General features: G+C 61.5%; 21 protein-coding genes. 11 read left to right on the top strand and 10 right to left on the bottom strand.

What is annotated here, in order from left to right; translation table 11 throughout:
* Positions 1 to 104 precede the first annotated feature (104 nt).
* Positions 105 to 533, bottom strand: a complete 429-nt coding sequence (locus FBX99_RS18985; protein ID WP_144926192.1) for a TM2 domain-containing protein — start codon at positions 531 to 533, stop codon at positions 105 to 107.
* Positions 534 to 783: 250 nt separating this feature from the next.
* Here FBX99_RS18985 and FBX99_RS18980 point away from each other — a divergent pair, with 250 nt between their 5' ends.
* Complete coding sequence (locus FBX99_RS18980) at positions 784 to 1,395, top strand: C40 family peptidase (protein ID WP_144926190.1); 612 nt, start codon at positions 784 to 786, stop codon at positions 1,393 to 1,395.
* Positions 1,396 to 1,515: 120 nt separating this feature from the next.
* On the opposite strand, the gene FBX99_RS18975 is transcribed toward FBX99_RS18980, so the two are convergent.
* A complete protein-coding gene (locus tag FBX99_RS18975; protein ID WP_139640879.1) occupies positions 1,516 to 2,550 on the bottom strand; it encodes a type IV pilus twitching motility protein PilT in 1,035 nt (344 codons plus the stop codon).
* 55 nt (positions 2,551 to 2,605) lie between these two features.
* Between FBX99_RS18975 and FBX99_RS18970 the strand changes: the two genes are divergently transcribed.
* The 9 genes from FBX99_RS18970 to FBX99_RS18930 all read left to right on the top strand — a co-directional run bounded on the left by FBX99_RS18970 (position 2,606) and on the right by FBX99_RS18930 (position 9,254).
* Entirely contained in the window at positions 2,606 to 3,298 is a 693-nt protein-coding gene (locus FBX99_RS18970) for a YggS family pyridoxal phosphate-dependent enzyme (protein WP_144926187.1), read from the top strand.
* A 36-nt stretch (positions 3,299 to 3,334) separates the two neighbouring features.
* Positions 3,335 to 4,153, top strand: a complete 819-nt coding sequence (gene proC, locus FBX99_RS18965; protein ID WP_144926184.1) for a pyrroline-5-carboxylate reductase — start codon at positions 3,335 to 3,337, stop codon at positions 4,151 to 4,153.
* A gap of 10 nt (positions 4,154 to 4,163) precedes the next feature.
* Positions 4,164 to 4,754 (top strand): YggT family protein, encoded by a 591-nt coding sequence (locus FBX99_RS18960; protein WP_041023978.1) that lies wholly within the window; start codon positions 4,164 to 4,166, stop codon positions 4,752 to 4,754.
* Between the two features lie 142 nt (positions 4,755 to 4,896).
* The gene (locus FBX99_RS18955) at positions 4,897 to 6,036 is read left to right on the top strand and encodes a homoserine O-acetyltransferase (RefSeq protein ID WP_144926182.1); all 1,140 of its coding nucleotides are present in this window, start codon (positions 4,897 to 4,899) and stop codon (positions 6,034 to 6,036) included.
* A gap of 7 nt (positions 6,037 to 6,043) precedes the next feature.
* The gene (metW, locus tag FBX99_RS18950; RefSeq protein ID WP_145132542.1) at positions 6,044 to 6,664 is read left to right on the top strand and encodes a methionine biosynthesis protein MetW; all 621 of its coding nucleotides are present in this window, start codon (positions 6,044 to 6,046) and stop codon (positions 6,662 to 6,664) included.
* A 24-nt stretch (positions 6,665 to 6,688) separates the two neighbouring features.
* Positions 6,689 to 7,123: a DUF4426 domain-containing protein gene (locus tag FBX99_RS18945; RefSeq protein WP_144926177.1), complete on the top strand. Its 435-nt coding sequence runs from the start codon at positions 6,689 to 6,691 to the stop codon at positions 7,121 to 7,123.
* Complete coding sequence (gene rdgB / locus FBX99_RS18940; RefSeq protein WP_092474680.1) at positions 7,120 to 7,716, top strand: RdgB/HAM1 family non-canonical purine NTP pyrophosphatase; 597 nt, start codon at positions 7,120 to 7,122, stop codon at positions 7,714 to 7,716. Before FBX99_RS18945 ends, rdgB begins: the two co-directional genes overlap by 4 nt.
* A complete protein-coding gene (hemW, locus tag FBX99_RS18935) occupies positions 7,713 to 8,912 on the top strand; it encodes a radical SAM family heme chaperone HemW (RefSeq protein ID WP_144926171.1) in 1,200 nt (399 codons plus the stop codon). Before rdgB ends, hemW begins: the two co-directional genes overlap by 4 nt.
* An 18-nt stretch (positions 8,913 to 8,930) precedes the next feature.
* On the top strand, positions 8,931 to 9,254 hold the full coding sequence (locus tag FBX99_RS18930; protein ID WP_024778900.1) for a DUF3392 domain-containing protein: 324 nt from the start codon (positions 8,931 to 8,933) through the stop codon (positions 9,252 to 9,254).
* 145 nt (positions 9,255 to 9,399) lie between these two features.
* On the opposite strand, the gene trmB is transcribed toward FBX99_RS18930, so the two are convergent.
* The 4 genes from trmB to FBX99_RS18910 all read right to left on the bottom strand — a co-directional run bounded on the left by trmB (position 9,400) and on the right by FBX99_RS18910 (position 11,804).
* On the bottom strand, positions 9,400 to 10,125 hold the full coding sequence (gene trmB, locus FBX99_RS18925) for a tRNA (guanosine(46)-N7)-methyltransferase TrmB (RefSeq protein ID WP_144926168.1): 726 nt from the start codon (positions 10,123 to 10,125) through the stop codon (positions 9,400 to 9,402).
* Between the two features lie 9 nt (positions 10,126 to 10,134).
* On the bottom strand, positions 10,135 to 10,929 hold the full coding sequence (locus FBX99_RS18920) for a thiazole synthase (protein WP_003177480.1): 795 nt from the start codon (positions 10,927 to 10,929) through the stop codon (positions 10,135 to 10,137).
* A 209-nt stretch (positions 10,930 to 11,138) separates the two neighbouring features.
* A complete protein-coding gene (gene thiS, locus FBX99_RS18915; RefSeq protein ID WP_024778903.1) occupies positions 11,139 to 11,339 on the bottom strand; it encodes a sulfur carrier protein ThiS in 201 nt (66 codons plus the stop codon).
* 84 nt (positions 11,340 to 11,423) lie between these two features.
* Positions 11,424 to 11,804: a DUF423 domain-containing protein gene (locus FBX99_RS18910; protein WP_144926165.1), complete on the bottom strand. Its 381-nt coding sequence runs from the start codon at positions 11,802 to 11,804 to the stop codon at positions 11,424 to 11,426.
* Positions 11,805 to 11,877: 73 nt separating this feature from the next.
* Between FBX99_RS18910 and mtgA the strand changes: the two genes are divergently transcribed.
* Positions 11,878 to 12,600 (top strand): monofunctional biosynthetic peptidoglycan transglycosylase, encoded by a 723-nt coding sequence (gene mtgA / locus FBX99_RS18905; protein WP_144926162.1) that lies wholly within the window; start codon positions 11,878 to 11,880, stop codon positions 12,598 to 12,600.
* Between the two features lie 312 nt (positions 12,601 to 12,912).
* Here the strand turns inward: mtgA and rpoH are convergent, their stop codons facing one another.
* The 4 genes from rpoH to ftsY form a co-directional block, all read right to left on the bottom strand.
* The gene (gene rpoH / locus FBX99_RS18900) at positions 12,913 to 13,767 is read right to left on the bottom strand and encodes an RNA polymerase sigma factor RpoH (protein WP_024778906.1); all 855 of its coding nucleotides are present in this window, start codon (positions 13,765 to 13,767) and stop codon (positions 12,913 to 12,915) included.
* Between the two features lie 113 nt (positions 13,768 to 13,880).
* Positions 13,881 to 14,903: a permease-like cell division protein FtsX gene (gene ftsX / locus FBX99_RS18895; RefSeq protein ID WP_144926159.1), complete on the bottom strand. Its 1,023-nt coding sequence runs from the start codon at positions 14,901 to 14,903 to the stop codon at positions 13,881 to 13,883.
* Complete coding sequence (gene ftsE, locus FBX99_RS18890; RefSeq protein WP_024778908.1) at positions 14,900 to 15,571, bottom strand: cell division ATP-binding protein FtsE; 672 nt, start codon at positions 15,569 to 15,571, stop codon at positions 14,900 to 14,902. The genes ftsX and ftsE overlap by 4 nt, the downstream gene beginning before the upstream one ends.
* Entirely contained in the window at positions 15,568 to 16,953 is a 1,386-nt protein-coding gene (ftsY, locus tag FBX99_RS18885; RefSeq protein ID WP_144926155.1) for a signal recognition particle-docking protein FtsY, read from the bottom strand. The genes ftsE and ftsY overlap by 4 nt, the downstream gene beginning before the upstream one ends.
* Positions 16,954 to 17,115 lie beyond the last annotated feature (162 nt).

Raw genomic sequence — 17,115 nt, 5'->3', positions numbered from 1 at the left:
GCGGGCAGACTCGCTCCCACATTGGATTTCAGGTACTCACACAATCTGTGCGTGCTGAAGATCCCTGTGGGAGCGAGCCTGCTCGCGATGGGAGCAACCCGGTCTTACCGAAACGCCCCACGCTTCTGCGCATTGCGAATCGAAACCTGGTCGTTCAGCGTCCAGAAGTCATACAGCACCCCCAGGAAGAACACCCCGCCGGTCAGCAGGTAAATGATCCCGCTGAGCCATTTGCCCTGATACATCCGGTGCACGCCGAACACCCCGAGAAACGTCAACAGGATCCACGCCACGGTGTATTCGATGGGGCCTGGGGTGAAGCGCAGGTCCGCTTCGCGGTCCATGGCAGGGATCAGGAACAGGTCGATCAACCAGCCGATGCCCAACAGGCCGAAGGTGAAGAACCAGATCGTGCCGGTGACCGGCTTGCCATAGTAGAAACGATGCGCCCCGGTGAAACCGAAAATCCACAGCAGATACCCGATGATTTTGCTGTGGGTATCGTGTGGGGCGTCCAGCTGATAGCTGTTCATGAATGACCTCTTTTGCCTCGATAGTTAAATTTGTTCGGACCTTTTGTGACTTTTGTGTGTCTTGCCGACAAGCGGCATGCGACACCCTGAACTCGGTAAAGCCCCCGTAAACCGGGGCCTGTGTCGGACAATCGGGCCAAAGTGTCGCAATTTAAGGGGTGGGGCGAAGGATTTCGAATCGACAAACGGACTCGGAATCAGCAAAAAAGCTGTTATAAAGTTGCGCGCTAACCTTCAAGAGCCCTGCCTAATGCGTCCATTTTTCAAGACATGGCTAACCATTTGCCTATTATTGCCCCTGGCCGCCCACGCCACCAATCGTGAGCAACGTCTTCCCAACGTCAACGGCTACACCCCGAAATCCCATGTTTCTGCTCCTTCGAGCAAGAACAAGCCAAGCGTCCAGTACACGACCACTGGCAGCAGCAAGCTGGTGCCCCCCATGGCGACCAAAGCGAGCAGCAACGTATTGAGCCGTGCCGTGAATGTACTGGGCACACCTTATCGTTGGGGCGGAAGCAGTCCAAGTAAAGGCTTCGATTGCAGTGGTCTGGTGAAATACGCTTTCAACGACAGCACTTTCGACCTGCCACGCACTTCAAATGCCATGGCAGCCGGTCACGGTGAGAAAGTCGAGCGCAAGGACCTCAAGCCCGGCGACCTGATTTTCTTCAAGCTCAAGAGCCGCCGGGTCAACCACGTGGCCATCTACCTGGGCAACGACCGTTTCATCCATGCGCCACGTCGCGGCAAGTCGGTGACTATCGACACTCTGAACAAGCCGTACTGGGACACCCACTACGTGGTTGCCAAGCGGGTGTTGCCGAAAGAGCCGGGTGGGATGCGGGTCGTCCAGCGCTGATGATCGTTCCCACGCTCTGCGTGGGAATGCCTCAGCGGACGCTCTGCGTTCGGCTCTCAGGGACGCGGAGCGTCCCCGGCTGCGTTCCCACGCAGAGCGTGGGAACGATCGGAAAACCCCTCAGAAATTATCCGGCGTACGCGCCCGCTCCCGTGCATGTTCACGGCTGATCAAGCCTTTGGTCACCAGATCCTTCAAGCACATGTCCAGCGTCTGCATCCCCAGCGAGCCTCCGGTCTGGATCGCCGAGTACATCTGCGCCACCTTGTCTTCACGGATCAGGTTACGAATCGCCGATGTACCCAGCATGATTTCGTGAGCGGCGACCCGGCCGCCGCCGATCTTCTTGATCAACGTCTGGGAAATCACCGCCTGCAATGATTCCGACAACATCGAGCGCACCATGGACTTCTCGTCTCCCGGGAACACGTCCACCACCCGGTCGATGGTCTTGGCCGCCGAGGTGGTGTGCAGGGTGCCGAAGACCAGGTGCCCGGTTTCGGCGGCGGTCAGCGCCAGGCGGATGGTTTCCAGGTCACGCATCTCCCCCACCAGAATCACGTCCGGATCCTCCCGAAGGGCCGAACGCAAGGCCGTGGAAAAACCCTGGGTGTCGCGGTGCACTTCGCGCTGGTTGATCAGGCATTTGCGCGGTTCGTGGACAAACTCGATGGGGTCCTCGATGGTAAGGATGTGATGGTGCTTATGGGTGTTGAGGTAGTCGATCATCGCCGCCAGGGTGGTGGACTTGCCTGAGCCGGTCGGCCCAGTCACCAGCACCAACCCGCGGGGGGCCTCGGTCACTTTGCGAAACACCTCGCCCATGCCCAGCTCTTCCATGGTCAGGACTTTCGACGGAATGGTCCGGAACACCGCCCCCGCGCCGCGATTCTGATTGAACGCGTTGACCCGGAACCGTGCTACCCCAGGTACATCGAAGGAAAAATCGGTTTCCAGAAACTTTTCGTAATCTACCCGTTGCCGGTCATTCATGATGTCGTAGATCAATTCATGAACCTGCTTGTGGTCCAGTGCTGGCAGGTTGATCCGCCGCACATCGCCATCAACCCGGATCATCGGCGGCAGCCCGGCGGACAGGTGCAGGTCCGACGCCCCCTGTTTGGCGCTGAACGCCAGCAGTTCAGTGATATCCATAGCGCTCCTCAATTCCAGTAGAATGCCGCGAACCTCAGACCGCTGGCGCTTCTTTATGTCCACGATAGCAGACAACATCGCTCAGGTTAGATCGCGCATCCGCGCTGCGGAGCAAGCCGCCCACCGCGCCGTAGACAGCGTGCAACTGCTGGCAGTGAGCAAGACCAAGCCCGCCCAGGCCCTGCGTGAAGCCTATGCCGCGGGCCTGCGGGACTTCGGTGAGAACTACCTGCAGGAAGCGCTGGGCAAGCAGGCCGAACTGACCGACCTGCCCTTGATCTGGCACTTCATCGGCCCCATTCAATCGAACAAGACCCGCGCTATCGCTGAACATTTCGACTGGGTGCACTCCGTGGACCGTTTGAAAATTGCCCAACGCCTGTCCGAACAGCGTCCGGACGGCTTGCTGCCGCTGAACATCTGCATTCAAGTCAACGTCAGTGGGGAAGCCAGCAAATCCGGTTGTACCCCGGAAGATCTGCCGGCCCTGGCCGAGGCAATCGGCGCGTTGCCACGCCTGACGCTACGCGGACTCATGGCAATCCCCGAGCCGACCGAAGAACGCGCCGCTCAGGACGCAGCCTTCGCAGCCGTCCAACGCTTGCAAGCCAGCCTGGCCCTGCCGCTGGATACCCTGTCCATGGGCATGAGCCACGACCTCGAATCCGCCATTGCCCAGGGGGCCACCTGGGTCAGGATCGGTACCGCCCTGTTTGGTGCTCGCGACTACAGCGGGAACCAGCCGTAAGCCATGCCGACTCAACTCTTCAATCAAGGACCTGTCATGAGCAACACGCGTATTGCCTTTATCGGCGCCGGCAACATGGCCGCCAGCCTGATCGGTGGCCTGCGGGCCAAGGGTCTGGACGCTGCGCAGATCCGCGCCAGCGATCCGGGGGTCGATACCCGTACCCGGGTGAGCGGCGAGCACGGCATCGAAACCTTTGCCGACAACGCACAAGCCATCGATGGCGCCGACGTCGTCGTGCTGGCGGTCAAGCCGCAAGCGATGAAAGCCGTGTGCGAAGCCCTTCGCCCAAGCCTCAAGCCCCATCAACTGGTGGTGTCGATTGCCGCTGGCATCACCTGCGCCAGCATGAACAAGTGGCTCGGCGAGCAGCCCATCGTGCGTTGCATGCCCAACACCCCGGCGCTGTTACGCCAGGGCGTCAGCGGCCTGTTCGCCACCCAACAGGTCAGCGCCGGACAACGCCAGCAGGCTGAGGAGCTGCTGTCGGCCGTCGGCCTGGCGCTGTGGTTGGAGACCGAGCAGCAACTGGACGCGGTCACCGCCGTTTCCGGTTCAGGCCCGGCGTACTTTTTTCTGCTGATCGAAGCCATGACCGCCGCCGGCGAAAAACTGGGCCTGCCCCGCGAGATTGCCGCGAAGCTGACCTTGCAGACCGCCCTAGGCGCTGCCCACATGGCCACCTCCAGCGACGTCGATGCGGCTGAGTTGCGCCGCCGCGTGACCTCGCCGGCCGGCACCACCGAAGCGGCCATCAAATCGTTCCAGGCCGGGGGTTTCGAAGCCCTGGTGGAAAAAGCACTCGGCGCCGCCGCGCACCGCTCGGCCGAAATGGCCGAACAACTGGGCCAATAAGGAGCCATTCATGATTGGATTGAACACCGCTGCGGTCTACGTGCTGCAAACCCTTGGCAGCCTGTACCTGCTGATCGTGCTGATGCGTTTCGTGCTACAACTGGTGCGCGCCAACTTCTACAACCCGCTGTGCCAGTTCGTCGTCAAGGCCACCCAGCCGCTGCTCAAGCCCCTGCGCCGGATCATCCCGAGCCTGTTCGGCCTGGACATGTCGTCGCTGGTACTGGCGATCCTCGTGCAAATGGCCCTGATGGCCCTGACCCTGCTGCTGACCTACGGCACCACCGGCAACCCGCTGCAACTGCTGATCTGGTCGATCATCGGCGTGACCGCGCTGTTCCTGAAGATTTTCTTCTTCGCCCTGATCATCAGTGTGATTCTGTCCTGGGTCGCCCCGGGCAGCCACAATCCGGGCGCCGAACTGGTGAACCAGATCTGCGAACCGGCCCTGGCTCCGTTCCGTCGCATCGTGCCGAACCTCGGCGGCCTGGATATCTCGCCGATCCTGGCGTTCATGGTGCTCAAGCTGCTCGACATGCTGGTGATCAACAACCTGGCGGCCATGACCATGATGCCGGATATCCTGCGCGTCCTGATCTGACGAGGCGAACATACCTTGTGGCGAGGGGATAAATCCCCTCGCCACAGATAAATACCCTTGCAAGAAATCCCCCCGCGCCTTTGCTTGCCGCTAACCCCAGCGGTCTTTAGACTTACGCCTCATTTCAACGAGAGCAGGGTCGATGCCAGCTGCCTTTCCCCCCGATTCCGTTGGTCTGGTGACGCCGCAAATGGCGCATTTCAGCGAGCCCCTGGCCCTGGCCTGCGGTCGTTCGTTGCCAGCCTATGACCTGATCTACGAAACCTATGGCACGCTCAACGCCACGGCGAGCAATGCCGTGCTCATCTGCCACGCCTTGTCGGGGCATCACCATGCCGCCGGCTACCACAGCATCGACGACCGCAAGCCCGGCTGGTGGGACAGTTGCATTGGCCCCGGCAAGCCGATCGACACCAACCGGTTCTTCGTGGTCAGCCTGAACAACCTCGGCGGCTGCAACGGCTCCACCGGCCCCAGCAGCCTCAACCCGGATACCGGCAAGCCCTTCGGCGCCGATTTCCCGGTGCTGACCGTGGAAGACTGGGTCCACAGCCAGGCCCGCCTGGCCGACCGTCTCGGGATCGCCCAGTGGGCCGCCGTGATCGGCGGCAGCCTGGGGGGCATGCAGGCCCTGCAATGGACCATCACCTACCCGGACCGCGTGCGCCACTGCCTGGCAATCGCCTCGGCCCCCAAGCTGTCGGCGCAGAACATCGCCTTCAACGAAGTGGCGCGCCAGGCGATCCTCACCGACCCGGAATTCCACGGTGGTTCGTTCCAGGAGCACGGCGTGATCCCTAAGCGCGGGCTGATGCTGGCGCGGATGGTCGGGCATATCACCTACCTGTCCGACGACTCCATGGGCGAGAAATTCGGCCGTGGCCTCAAGAGCGAAAAGCTCAACTATGACTTCCACAGCGTCGAGTTCCAGGTGGAAAGCTACCTGCGTTACCAGGGCGAGGAGTTCTCCGGGCGCTTCGACGCCAACACCTACCTGCTGATGACCAAGGCCCTGGACTATTTCGATCCGGCGGCGAGCTTCGACGATGACCTGGCGAAAACCTTCGCAGGCGCCACCGCCAAGTTCTGCGTGATGTCGTTCACCACCGACTGGCGCTTCTCCCCGGCGCGCTCGCGGGAGCTGGTGGACGCGCTGATGGCCGCGCGCAAGGACGTCTGCTACCTGGAAATCGACGCGCCCCAGGGCCACGACGCCTTTCTGATTCCGATCCCGCGCTACCTGCAGGCGTTCGGCAACTACATGAACCGTATTACGCTGTGAGGACGCCATGAGAGCCGATCTGGACATCATCCAGGAATGGATCCCCGCCGGCAGCCGTGTGCTCGACCTGGGCTGCGGCAACGGCGAACTGCTGACCTGGCTGCGGGACCACAAGCAAGTCACCGGCTACGGCCTGGAAAACGACCCGGACAACATCGCCGAGTGCGTCGCCAAGGGCATCAACGTCATCGAACAGGACCTGGACAAGGGCCTGGGCAACTTCGCCAGCAACAGCTTCGACATCGTGGTCATGACCCAGGCCCTGCAAGCGGTGCACTACCCCGACAGGATCCTCGACGAAATGCTCCGGGTCGGACGCCAGTGCATCATTACCTTCCCCAACTTCGGGCACTGGCGCTGCCGCTGGTACCTGGCGAGCAAAGGTCGCATGCCGGTATCGGAGTTCCTGCCCTACACCTGGTACAACACACCGAACATCCACTTCTGCACCTTCGCGGACTTCGAAGCGTTGTGCCGCGAACGCCAGGCCAAGGTCATCGATCGCCTGGCGGTGGACCAGCAGCACCGCCACGGGTGGGCCAGCAAGCTATGGCCTAATCTGTTAGGTGAGATAGGCATTTATCGGGTCAGCAGCCCAGGTCTCGCTGACCACCAGGTCGCGGTGTAATCCCTGCCTAATCAGGAGCACGACATGAAACGTCTAGCGTTGTTTCTCATTACCGCCTGCCTGAGCATCGGCGTCATGGCAGCCGATGCCATCAGGCCGGACCGCAAGGAAGTGTTCGGTGACGTCACGGTGCACTACAACACATTCAACTCGACCTTCCTGACGCCGGATATCGCCAAGGCTGCCGAGCTGATCCGCAGCAAGAACCAGGGCATCATCAACATCTCGGTGCTCAAGAGTGGCAAGCCTTTGTCGGCCCAGGTCAGCGGCTCGGTCAAAGACCTCACCAGCAGCAGCGTCCCGCTGAAGTTCAAGCAGGTGACCGAGCAAGGTGCGATCTATTACATCGCCCAGTATCCGGTGAACCAGCGGGAAGTCCGCACCTTCGAGATCAAGGTGCAGACCGGCGACAAGATCAATACCTTCAATTTCAACCAGGAACTGTTCCCCGGCGAATGATGAACCTCACCCAACTCGTACTCGCCAGCCATAACGCCGGCAAACTCAAGGAACTCCAGGCCATGCTCGGCGGGTCGGTGCAGTTGCGCTCGATTGGCGAATTCAGCCAGGTGGAACCGGAAGAAACCGGCCTGTCGTTCGTCGAGAACGCGATCCTCAAGGCCCGCAACGCCGCACGCATCTCCGGCCTGCCGGCGCTGGCGGACGACTCGGGACTGGCGGTGGATTTCCTCGGCGGCGCTCCGGGTATCTACTCGGCTCGTTATGCCGACGGCAAGGGTGACGCGGCGAACAACGCCAAGCTGCTCGACGCCCTCAAGGACGTGCCCGAAGCCGAGCGCGGCGCGCAGTTTGTCTGTGTGCTGGCCTTGGTGCGCCACGCCGACGATCCACTGCCGATCCTCTGTGAAGGCCTGTGGCATGGGCGTATTCTCACCGAGGCCAGCGGCGAGCACGGCTTCGGCTACGACCCGCTGTTCTGGGTGCCGGAGCGCAACTGTTCCAGCGCCGAGCTGGGCCCGGTGGAAAAGAACCAACTGAGCCACCGCGCCCGCGCCATGGCCCTGCTGCGTCAGCGCCTGGGCCTGCAATGAACAATGACTCTCCCGCGCCGCTGATTCATGGCGGCGCACACACGCCTCGGGCACCGCTGCCAGTGTTGCCGCCCCTGGCGTTGTATGTCCACATTCCGTGGTGCGTACGCAAATGCCCGTATTGCGACTTCAACTCCCACACCGCCAGCCCTCAGTTGCCAGAAGAAGAGTACGTCGACGCCTTGCTGGCCGATCTCGACCAGGATCTGCACAGCGTATATGGTCGTAAACTGAGTTCGATTTTCTTCGGCGGCGGTACCCCCAGCCTGTTCAGTGCCCAGGCCTTGGGCCGGCTGCTCCAGGGCGTCGAGGCGCGGATAGCCTTCGCAGACGACATCGAAATCACCCTGGAAGCCAACCCGGGTACCTTCGAGCAAGAGAAATTCGTGGCTTACCGGGCCTTGGGCATCAATCGCCTGTCCATTGGTATCCAGAGCTTCCAGCAGGCCAAGCTCCAAGCCCTGGGCCGGATCCATAACGGTGACGAAGCGGTGCGCGCCGCCGGCATGGCGCGCCAGGCCGGGTTCGATAATTTCAACCTGGACCTGATGCATGGCCTGCCTGACCAGTCCCTTGAGGACGCCTTGAGCGACCTGCGCCAGGCCATCGCCTTGAAGCCGACCCATCTCTCCTGGTATCAGCTGACGCTGGAGCCCAACACGGTGTTCTGGAACCAGCCGCCAACGTTGCCGGAAGACGATACGTTGTGGGACATCCAGGAAGCCGGACAAGCGCTGCTGGCCGAACATGGTTACGCCCAATACGAAGTATCGGCCTACGCCCAACCGGGTCGAGCGGCGCAGCATAACCTCAATTACTGGAGCTTCGGCGACTTCATCGGCATCGGTGCCGGTGCCCATGGCAAGCTCAGCCATCCAGACGGGCGCATCGTGCGCACCTGGAAGACCCGCCTGCCCAAGGACTACCTCAACCCGGCCAAGCGCTTCCTGGCCGGCGAGAAAACCCTGGCCAACGACGAACTGCCCTTCGAATTCCTGATGAACGCCCTGCGCCTGACCGACGGGGTGCAAGCGCGGCTATACCCGGAACGCACCGGCCTGCCCCTGCAAAGCCTGGCCGAAGGTCGCCGCGAAGCCGAACAAAGCGGGTTGTTGCAGGTCGAACCGTCACGTCTGGCGGCCACCGAGCGCGGCCAGCTGTTTCTCAATGACTTGCTGCAGAAATTTCTGAGCTGATCAACACAAGGAAATCGAATGGATCTGGTACTCGACCTGCTCGCCACCGTGTCCCGCTGGAGCCGCAGTAACCTGTCAGAAATCTCCCTGGCACTGGTCGGCTGCCTGCTGGTGCTGTTCGGCGCAGACATCAAGGCCTGGGTCGAACAACGCCTGGGCAGTATCGCCGGCGCGTTGCGCGTCCCGCTGATCGCCTTGCTGTGCATGATCGGCAGCGGCGCGGCGCTGATCTACGCCACGCCCTGGGTGGTGCGCGGGCTGAGCCAGTTCAACAATTACAGCCTGGCACCGGTGCTGTTGGTGGTGTTGGTGTTGATTGGCGTGGTGGCGGATCGGCGCTGACCTTCGCAGCGCCCTGAAACAACTGTGGGAGCGAGCCTGCTCGCGATGAGGCCTTAACATCCAACATCAATGTTGACTGTCAGGCCGTCATCGCGAGCAGGCTCGCTCCCACAGGGGATCCCATTTCAACAGGATCTACTGGTACTTACGCCAACTTCTCGAACTTCAAATCCCAAACCCCATGCCCCAGCCGTTCGCCACGGCGCTCGAACTTGGTGATCGGCCGTTCGGCCGGGCGTGGTACGTATTTGCTGTCTTCGGCGAGGTTGCGATAGCCAGGGGCGACGTTCATCACTTCCAGCATGTATTCGGCATAGGGCTCCCAATCGGTGGCCATATGCAGCACACCGCCGACCTTCAACTTGCTGCGCACCAGCTCGGCGAACGAAGCCTGGACGATACGGCGCTTGTGATGACGACTCTTGTGCCATGGGTCCGGGAAGAACAGCATCAGCCGGTCCAGGCTGTTGTCGGCCACGCATCGGTTGAGCACTTCGATGGCGTCGCAATCGTAGACCCGCAGGTTGGTCAGCCCTTGGGTCAGGACGCCATTGAGCAACGCGCCGACGCCGGGACGGTGCACTTCCACGCCGATGAAATCCTGCTCCGGCGCAGCCGCGGCCATTTCCAGCAGCGAATGACCCATGCCGAAACCGATTTCCAGAGAGCGCGGGGCCGAGCGGCCAAATACCTGGTCGAAGTCCACCGGCGCATCGGCCAAGGGCAGGACGAACAGAGGGGCGCCCTGCTCCAGGCCGCGCTGCTGGCCTTCGGTCATGCGCCCGGCGCGCATCACGAAACTCTTGATGCGGCGATGCTGGCGCTCTTCGCCTTCGTCCGGCTGGACAGGCGTGTCGTTCGATTCAATCATCAATGGCTCTTACTTGATCAGACCATCCAGCGGCGAGGAGGCGCTGGCGTAAAGTTTTTTCGGCATGCGCCCGGCGAGGTAGGCCAGGCGCCCGGCGACAATGGCGTGTTTCATCGCTTCGGCCATCAGGATCGGCTGCTGGGCGTGGGCGATGGCGGAGTTCATCAGCACCGCTTCGCAGCCCAGCTCCATGGCAATGGTGGCGTCGGAGGCGGTACCGACGCCGGCATCCACCAGTACCGGGATTTTGGCTTCTTCAAGAATGATCTGTAGGTTGTACGGGTTACAGATCCCCAGGCCCGTACCGATCAGGCCGGCCAGCGGCATGACCGCGATGCAGCCGATTTCCGCCAGTTGCCGGGCGATGATCGGATCGTCGCTGGTATATACCATGACGTCGAAACCTTCCTTGACCAGGGTTTCAGCGGCCTTGAGGGTTTCGATCACGTTGGGAAACAGGGTTTTCTGGTCCGCCAGCACTTCCAGCTTCACCAGGTTGTGGCCATCGAGCAGCTCACGGGCCAGGCGACAGGTGCGCACGGCCTCGATGGCGTCGAAGCAACCGGCGGTATTCGGCAGGATGGTGTAGCGATCCGGCGGCAGGATATCCAGCAGGTTCGGTTCGCCCGGGTTCTGGCCGATGTTGGTCCGGCGCACCGCGACGGTGACGATCTCGGCGCCCGAAGCCTCGATGGCCAGGCGGGTTTCTTCCATGTCGCGGTACTTGCCGGTACCTACCAGCAAGCGCGACTGGTAGGTACGACCGGCCAGGACGAAGGGCTTGTCGCTACGAACGATGCTCATGGGAAATCCTCTGTTGGGGTGAGGTTCTTGCGAAATGCTGCGAAACCGTTAGTGGCCTGTGTGGCTAATTCGTGCACTCAACTTCGGCGCCAGAACTTGCCAGGCTGCGTTGCCACTCCTCGCCGTAGCGGGGCTACGACTCGTCATGGCGCCTTGCCTGACAAGCCCTGACACTCGAGTTTGAGTACTCGAATTAACCGTACAGGCCACTAGCCGCCGCCGATGGCGTGCACGACTTCAACCTGGTCACCCTCATTGAGGGCGGTATCGGCATGCTGGCTGCGCGGGACGATATCCAGATTGAGTTCCACCGCGACGCGACGCCCGGTGAGATCCAGACGGGTCAGCAGGGCCGCAACGGTTTCACCGTCGGGCAATTCAAAGGGTTCGCCGTTCAACTGAATGCGCATGCCGGATGCCGCCATCATTTTTAGGGGCTGGCATTCTAGCCCGATCAGCCTGGGTGACCCAAGTCCCTTGGTCAGCTACAAGCTTCAAGCGGCAAGTTGCAGGCGCCAGGCGGCGAGGCCCAGGCAGAGCCAGCCGATCAGGAACGCTACGCCACCGAACGGGGTGATGATGCCAAGCTTGCTGATACCCGTGAGGGTCAACAGGTAGAGGCTGCCGGAGAACAACAGGATGCCGAGCACAAACGAAATCCCGGCCCAGGTGACGATGCGGCCGGGGATGTGCGTGGCCAGCAGCGCAACGCCGAGCAAGGCCAGGGTGTGCACCAGTTGGTAGGTGACACCGGTGTGGAAAATCGCCAGGTAATCGGCGCTCAGGCGGTTTTTCAGGCCGTGAGCGGCAAAGGCTCCGAGTGCCACGCCGGTGAAGCCGAAAAAGGCAGCCAGCATCAGAAAGCTACGCAGCATGAGAACTCCAGTCAGACTCGGTGGACAGGGTCTGTATAATGGCCCGCTCGACGGGTTCGGCCAAGCCATCTCTATGCTGCGTACATTGTTTCGACGATTCCTCAAAGCCCTGCTCTGGTTCGCCGTCGGCAGCGTTGTCCTAGTGCTGCTATTGCGTGTGGTGCCGCCGCCATTCACGGCGCTGATGATTGAGCGCAAGGTTGAATCCTGGGTCGACGGCGAACCGATCGACCTGCAACGCACCTGGCAACCCTGGGATCGGATCTCCGATAGCCTCAAGGTTGCGGTGATTGCTGGCGAAGACCAGAAATTCCCCGAGCACTGGGGCTTCGACATCGGCGCGATCCAGGCCGCATTCGCCCATAACGGCCGCGGCGGTTCGATTCGCGGCGCCAGCACCCTCAGCCAGCAAGTCTCGAAGAATCTGTTCCTGTGGTCGGGCCGCAGCTGGCTGCGCAAGGGCTTCGAAGCCTGGTTCACCGCGCTGATCGAAGTGCTTTGGCCCAAGCAACGGATTCTTGAGGTGTACCTCAACAGTGTGGAATGGGATAACGGCGTGTTCGGCGCCGAAGCCGCAGCACGACACCACTTCCGCGTGGGCGCCGACGCCTTGTCCCGCCAGCAGGCAAGCCTGCTGGCGGCGGTACTGCCCAACCCGAGGAAATGGAGCGCCAGCCGGCCAAGCCCGTACGTACTGCGCCGGGCAAGCTGGATACGCCAGCAGATGAATCAATTGGGGGGCGACAGTTATCTGCTGGGACTCAATGACTCGCGGCGGGCGCCCTGGGCCCAGTAATACCCCCTGTGGGAGCCTACTCGCGATAGCGGTGTATCAGACACATTGATGCTAACTGACATACCGCCTTCGCGAGCAGGCTCGCTCCCACAGAGAAGTCTCGGATATCCACAGAATGCTGTACACCGCCTATCCCTGTGGGAGCGGGCTTGCTCGCGAAAGCGCTGTATCAGACACATTGATGCCCACTGGCACACCGCCTTCGCGAGCAAGCCCGCTCCCACAGGGGGCTGCATCGTTTCCAATATCGGGCACAAACAAAAACGCCCCGATCATCGCTGATCGGGGCGTTTTTTATTGCCGTTACACCGGTTAAGCCGCAATCGACAGCTTGAGCTTGTTCATCGCGCTTTTCTCAAGCTGGCGAATCCGCTCCGCCGACACGTTGTACTTCTGCGCCAGGTCGTGCAGCGTGGCCTTTTCCTCTGCCAGCCAGCGCTGGTAGAGGATGTCGCGACTGCGCTCGTCCAGCACTTCCAGGGCTTCATGCAGGTTGGTGTTGGAATTGTCGCTCCAGTCGGCGTCTTCCAGCTGGCGCGCCGGGTCATACCGGTGGTCTTCCAGGTAGTTGGCCGGCGATTGGAAGGCGCTGTCGTCGTCCGCTTCGGCGGCCGGGTCGAAGGCCATGTCCTGGCCGGTCAGACGACTTTCCATTTCGCGGACTTCGCGAGGCTCCACACCGAGGCTTTCGGCTACCCGATGGACTTCTTCGTTGTTCAGCCAGGCCAGACGCTTCTTCTGGCTGCGCAGGTTGAAGAACAGCTTGCGCTGGGCCTTGGTGGTCGCCACCTTCACGATGCGCCAGTTGCGCAGAATGAACTCGTGGATTTCCGCCTTGATCCAGTGCACCGCGAACGATACCAGGCGCACACCCATTTCCGGGTTGAAGCGCTTGACCGCCTTCATCAGGCCAACGTTGCCTTCCTGAATCAGGTCGGCCTGGGCCAGCCCGTAGCCGGAATAGCTGCGGGCGATATGTACGACAAAACGCAGGTGGGCGAGCACCATTTGCCGAGCCGCCTCAAGATCCTGCTCATAATAGAGACTCTCGGCCAGTTCACGCTCCTGCTCCGGTGTCAGCAACGGGATGCTGTTCACCGTGTGCACATAGGCCTCCAGGTTCGCACCCGGGACCAGAGCATACGCAGGTTGCAAAGAAGTGGTCATACGAAAAAACCTCCGACTCACATAACTCGTGCAGTTCAGCACTGCGAAAATTGACCGGGAACCATAGGACAAGTTCCCACAAAAACTGAAAGGTCAATACGCGCAAAATGACTCTATTTTGGCGCAAGCTCACGCAAGTGGCGTGCGACCGCAATCCATGCACCGATATAACCCAACAGCACCGCGCCAAGCAAGAGCGACAGACCGTCGGCGACTGGCACTCCGGCCAGCGCGAAATCACTGCCGTACAAACCGGCCAGCCCCACTACCGCATCGTTCAGCCAGTCCAGGCCGAACGCCAATACACCCCAGGACAGGATCCCGGCACCGAAGCCATACAACGCGCCCATATAAAGGAAGGGCCTGCGCACATAACTGTCCGTACCGCCGACGAGTTTAATCACTTCTATCTCGGTGCGGCGGTTTTCAATATGAAGACGAATGGTATTGCCTATCACCAAAAGTAATGCAGACACCAGCAGCACCGTCAGACCGAAGACAAACCGGTCGCCGAGCTTGAGGATCGCCGCAAGACGCTCGACCCAGACTAGATCAAGTTGCGCCTGTTGTACCTTTGGCAATTCGGAAAGTCTTTGTCTTAATGCTTCAAGAGTCGGCTTGTCGACTTCCTTCGGCGTCACCAACACCACGCCCGGCAATGGGTTTTCCGGCAGCTCCTTGAGCGCCTCGCCCAAGCCGGACTGCTGCTGGAACTCTTCGAGCGCCTGATCGCGGCCGATGTATTCGGCATCGGCCACGCCCGGCATGGCTTTGATCTGCTCGCGCAATGCCTGGCCTTCGCCCGGCGTCGCCTCCAATTGCAGGTACAGGGAAATCTGCGCCGCGCGCTGCCAGGAACCTCCCAGGCGCTCCACGTTATTCAGCAGTAATGACAGCCCCATCGGCAGGCTCAGGGCGACCGCCATGACCATGCAGGTGAAGAAACTGCCGATCGGCTGCTTGCCCAGGCGCCGCAGGCTGTCGAGCAGGCTGGCGCGATGGCTTTCGATCCAGGCATGCAGCAGCGTGCTGAAGTCCGGGCCGTCGTCCTCGTCGCGTTTTTTCTTTTGCGGTTGCGGGTCGGAGGCCTTGGGGGCCACACGCTCGGCCACTTTCGGGCTGCGGGTTGCGCTCATACGCCAGCCTCCCCGTCACCGATCAGACGACCGCGCTGCAGCGTGAGCATGCGGTGGCGCATGCGTGCGATCAGGGCCAGGTCGTGACTGGCGATCAGCACGCTGGTGCCCAAACGGTTGATGTCTTCGAATACGCCCATGATTTCCGCCGCCAGACGCGGGTCGAGGTTACCGGTGGGTTCGTCCGCCAGCAGCAAGGCCGGACGGTGAACGATGGCGCGGGCGATGCCGACGCGCTGTTGCTGGCCGGTGGACAGGTCGCCCGGGTACAGGTCGGTCTTGTCCGACAGGGCCACCCGCTCCAGGGCCGAATCCACTCGCTTGTTGATCTCGGCCTTGGACAAGCCAAGGATCTGCAAGGGCAACGCCACGTTGTTGAACACGGTGCGATCGAACAGCAACTGATGATTCTGGAACACCACGCCGATCTGCCGCCGCAGGTAGGGAATCTGGGCATTACTGATGGTGCTCAAGTCCTGGCCGGCCAGCAGCAACTTGCCGGTGGTGGGCCGCTCCATCGCCAGCAGCAGGCGCAGCAATGTGCTTTTACCGGCGCCGGAATGGCCGGTGACAAACAGAAACTCACCCCGACGCACCCGAAAGCTCAGCTCATGCAGGCCGACGTGACCGTTCGGATAGCGCTTACCGACCTGTTCGAAACGAATCATGAATGCTCCCGCTCGGCAAACAGTGCCTGGACAAAGGGCTCGGCCTCGAAGGTACGCAGGTCGTCGATGCCTTCGCCCACGCCGATGTAGCGGATGGGTAGGCCGAACTGCTTGGCCAGGGCGAAGATCACCCCGCCCTTGGCGGTACCATCGAGCTTGGTCAGCGCCAGCCCGGTCAGTTCGACGGTCTGGTTGAATTGCTTGGCCTGGTTGATGGCGTTCTGGCCGGTACCGGCGTCCAGCACCAGCAGCACTTCGTGGGGCGCGTCGGCATCGAGCTTGCCGATTACCCGGCGAACCTTCTTCAACTCTTCCATCAGGTTGTCTTTGGTGTGCAGGCGACCGGCCGTATCGGCGATCAGCACGTCAATGCCACGGGCCTTGGCGGCTTGCACGGCGTCGAAGATCACCGAAGCGGAATCGGCGCCGGTGTGCTGAGCGATCACCGGGATCTTGTTGCGCTCGCCCCATACTTGCAACTGCTCCACGGCAGCGGCGCGGAAAGTATCGCCGGCGGCCAGCATGACCTTCTTGCCTTCAAGTTGCAGTTTCTTCGCCAGCTTGCCGATGGTGGTGGTCTTGCCGGCGCCATTGACGCCGACCACCAGGATCACGAACGGCTTGTTTTGCGAAGCGATCACCAGCGGCTGCTCCACCGGCTTGAGCAGGTTGCCCAGTTCGGCTTGCAAGGATTTGTACAGCGCGTCGGCATCGGTCAACTGTTTGCGCGCGACCTTCTGGGTCAGGCTCTGGATGATCACCGACGTTGCCTCGACGCCGACATCGGCGGTCAGCAGGCGGGTCTCGAGGTCATCCAGCAATTCGTCGTCGATGACTTTCTTGCCCAGGAACAGGCTGGCCATGCCCTCGCCAATGCTGGCGCTGGTCTTGGACAGGCCTTGCTTGAGGCGGGCGAAAAAACCGACCTTGCCGGGTTCGGAGGAAGGTGCGGGCTCGACGACAGGCGGTGTATCAACCACGACTGGCGGCGCCTCGACGACAGGCTCCGCAACCGGTTGTGGCGGGGCTGGGATCGGCGGCGTGACATGGGGAGCCAGTGCGTCCTCGACCAATGCCACCGGCTCTTCCGCCACCGGCAGGGTCGGCCAGGGGCTCTGCCCGACGGGAGGCGTCAACGGCAGCTCGACCGCCGGTGCCGCGGGCTCAGGCTCGGCCGGTTGCAGCACCGGTTCGGCCAGTGGCAGAACGATCGGTGCAGCGTCTTCGGCCACCGTCTCTGCCGCAGATTCAGCGGCAGGCTCGGGCAGCGGTTGCGGCTGTTCGACGACGGTTTCCTGCGGCTTCTTGCGCAGCCATCCGAACAGGCCTTTTTTTTCGCCAGCTTCAGCTGGGGTCTTCTTGTCGTCGTTGGAACCAAACATGGAGGACGGCTATCTCACGGTAGCGACGCGCCACGAGGGCGCCTCGGTGATGAATATTCGATGCTGAACAGACTGCGTTTCATCCAGCTTGTTCACGCGCAACAGATTGTCGAAATGTCCCAAGGACACCTCATCGTCGATTTTTTCGAAGGACTGGCAAGG

Origin of the sequence: Pseudomonas sp. SJZ074 (genome assembly GCF_007828215.1) — a bacterium.
Taxonomy (GTDB): domain Bacteria; phylum Pseudomonadota; class Gammaproteobacteria; order Pseudomonadales; family Pseudomonadaceae; genus Aquipseudomonas.
The sequence above is the reverse complement of the archived record's forward strand: the minus strand, read 5'-3'. Positions and strand labels throughout refer to the sequence as shown.

What these genes read in the sequence shown, in the direction of transcription:
- ftsX (WP_144926159.1), bottom strand. Translation starts at nt 14,903, where the DNA reads ATGAGCGCAACCCGCAGCCCGAAAGTGGCCGAGCGTGTGGCCCCCAAG.
- trmB (WP_144926168.1), bottom strand. Translation starts at nt 10,125, where the DNA reads ATGATTGAATCGAACGACACGCCTGTCCAGCCGGACGAAGGCGAAGAG.
- FBX99_RS18945 (WP_144926177.1), top strand. Translation starts at nt 6,689, where the DNA reads ATGAAACGTCTAGCGTTGTTTCTCATTACCGCCTGCCTGAGCATCGGC.
- FBX99_RS18955 (WP_144926182.1), top strand. Translation starts at nt 4,897, where the DNA reads ATGCCAGCTGCCTTTCCCCCCGATTCCGTTGGTCTGGTGACGCCGCAA.
- FBX99_RS18930 (WP_024778900.1), top strand. Translation starts at nt 8,931, where the DNA reads ATGGATCTGGTACTCGACCTGCTCGCCACCGTGTCCCGCTGGAGCCGC.
- ftsE (WP_024778908.1), bottom strand. Translation starts at nt 15,571, where the DNA reads ATGATTCGTTTCGAACAGGTCGGTAAGCGCTATCCGAACGGTCACGTC.
- proC (WP_144926184.1), top strand. Translation starts at nt 3,335, where the DNA reads ATGAGCAACACGCGTATTGCCTTTATCGGCGCCGGCAACATGGCCGCC.
- metW (WP_145132542.1), top strand. Translation starts at nt 6,044, where the DNA reads ATGAGAGCCGATCTGGACATCATCCAGGAATGGATCCCCGCCGGCAGC.
- FBX99_RS18985 (WP_144926192.1), bottom strand. Translation starts at nt 533, where the DNA reads ATGAACAGCTATCAGCTGGACGCCCCACACGATACCCACAGCAAAATC.
- FBX99_RS18960 (WP_041023978.1), top strand. Translation starts at nt 4,164, where the DNA reads ATGATTGGATTGAACACCGCTGCGGTCTACGTGCTGCAAACCCTTGGC.
- rpoH (WP_024778906.1), bottom strand. Translation starts at nt 13,767, where the DNA reads ATGACCACTTCTTTGCAACCTGCGTATGCTCTGGTCCCGGGTGCGAAC.
- FBX99_RS18980 (WP_144926190.1), top strand. Translation starts at nt 784, where the DNA reads ATGCGTCCATTTTTCAAGACATGGCTAACCATTTGCCTATTATTGCCC.
- mtgA (WP_144926162.1), top strand. Translation starts at nt 11,878, where the DNA reads ATGCTGCGTACATTGTTTCGACGATTCCTCAAAGCCCTGCTCTGGTTC.
- hemW (WP_144926171.1), top strand. Translation starts at nt 7,713, where the DNA reads ATGAACAATGACTCTCCCGCGCCGCTGATTCATGGCGGCGCACACACG.
- FBX99_RS18910 (WP_144926165.1), bottom strand. Translation starts at nt 11,804, where the DNA reads ATGCTGCGTAGCTTTCTGATGCTGGCTGCCTTTTTCGGCTTCACCGGC.
- FBX99_RS18970 (WP_144926187.1), top strand. Translation starts at nt 2,606, where the DNA reads ATGTCCACGATAGCAGACAACATCGCTCAGGTTAGATCGCGCATCCGC.
- rdgB (WP_092474680.1), top strand. Translation starts at nt 7,120, where the DNA reads ATGATGAACCTCACCCAACTCGTACTCGCCAGCCATAACGCCGGCAAA.
- ftsY (WP_144926155.1), bottom strand. Translation starts at nt 16,953, where the DNA reads ATGTTTGGTTCCAACGACGACAAGAAGACCCCAGCTGAAGCTGGCGAA.
- FBX99_RS18975 (WP_139640879.1), bottom strand. Translation starts at nt 2,550, where the DNA reads ATGGATATCACTGAACTGCTGGCGTTCAGCGCCAAACAGGGGGCGTCG.
- thiS (WP_024778903.1), bottom strand. Translation starts at nt 11,339, where the DNA reads ATGCGCATTCAGTTGAACGGCGAACCCTTTGAATTGCCCGACGGTGAA.
- FBX99_RS18920 (WP_003177480.1), bottom strand. Translation starts at nt 10,929, where the DNA reads ATGAGCATCGTTCGTAGCGACAAGCCCTTCGTCCTGGCCGGTCGTACC.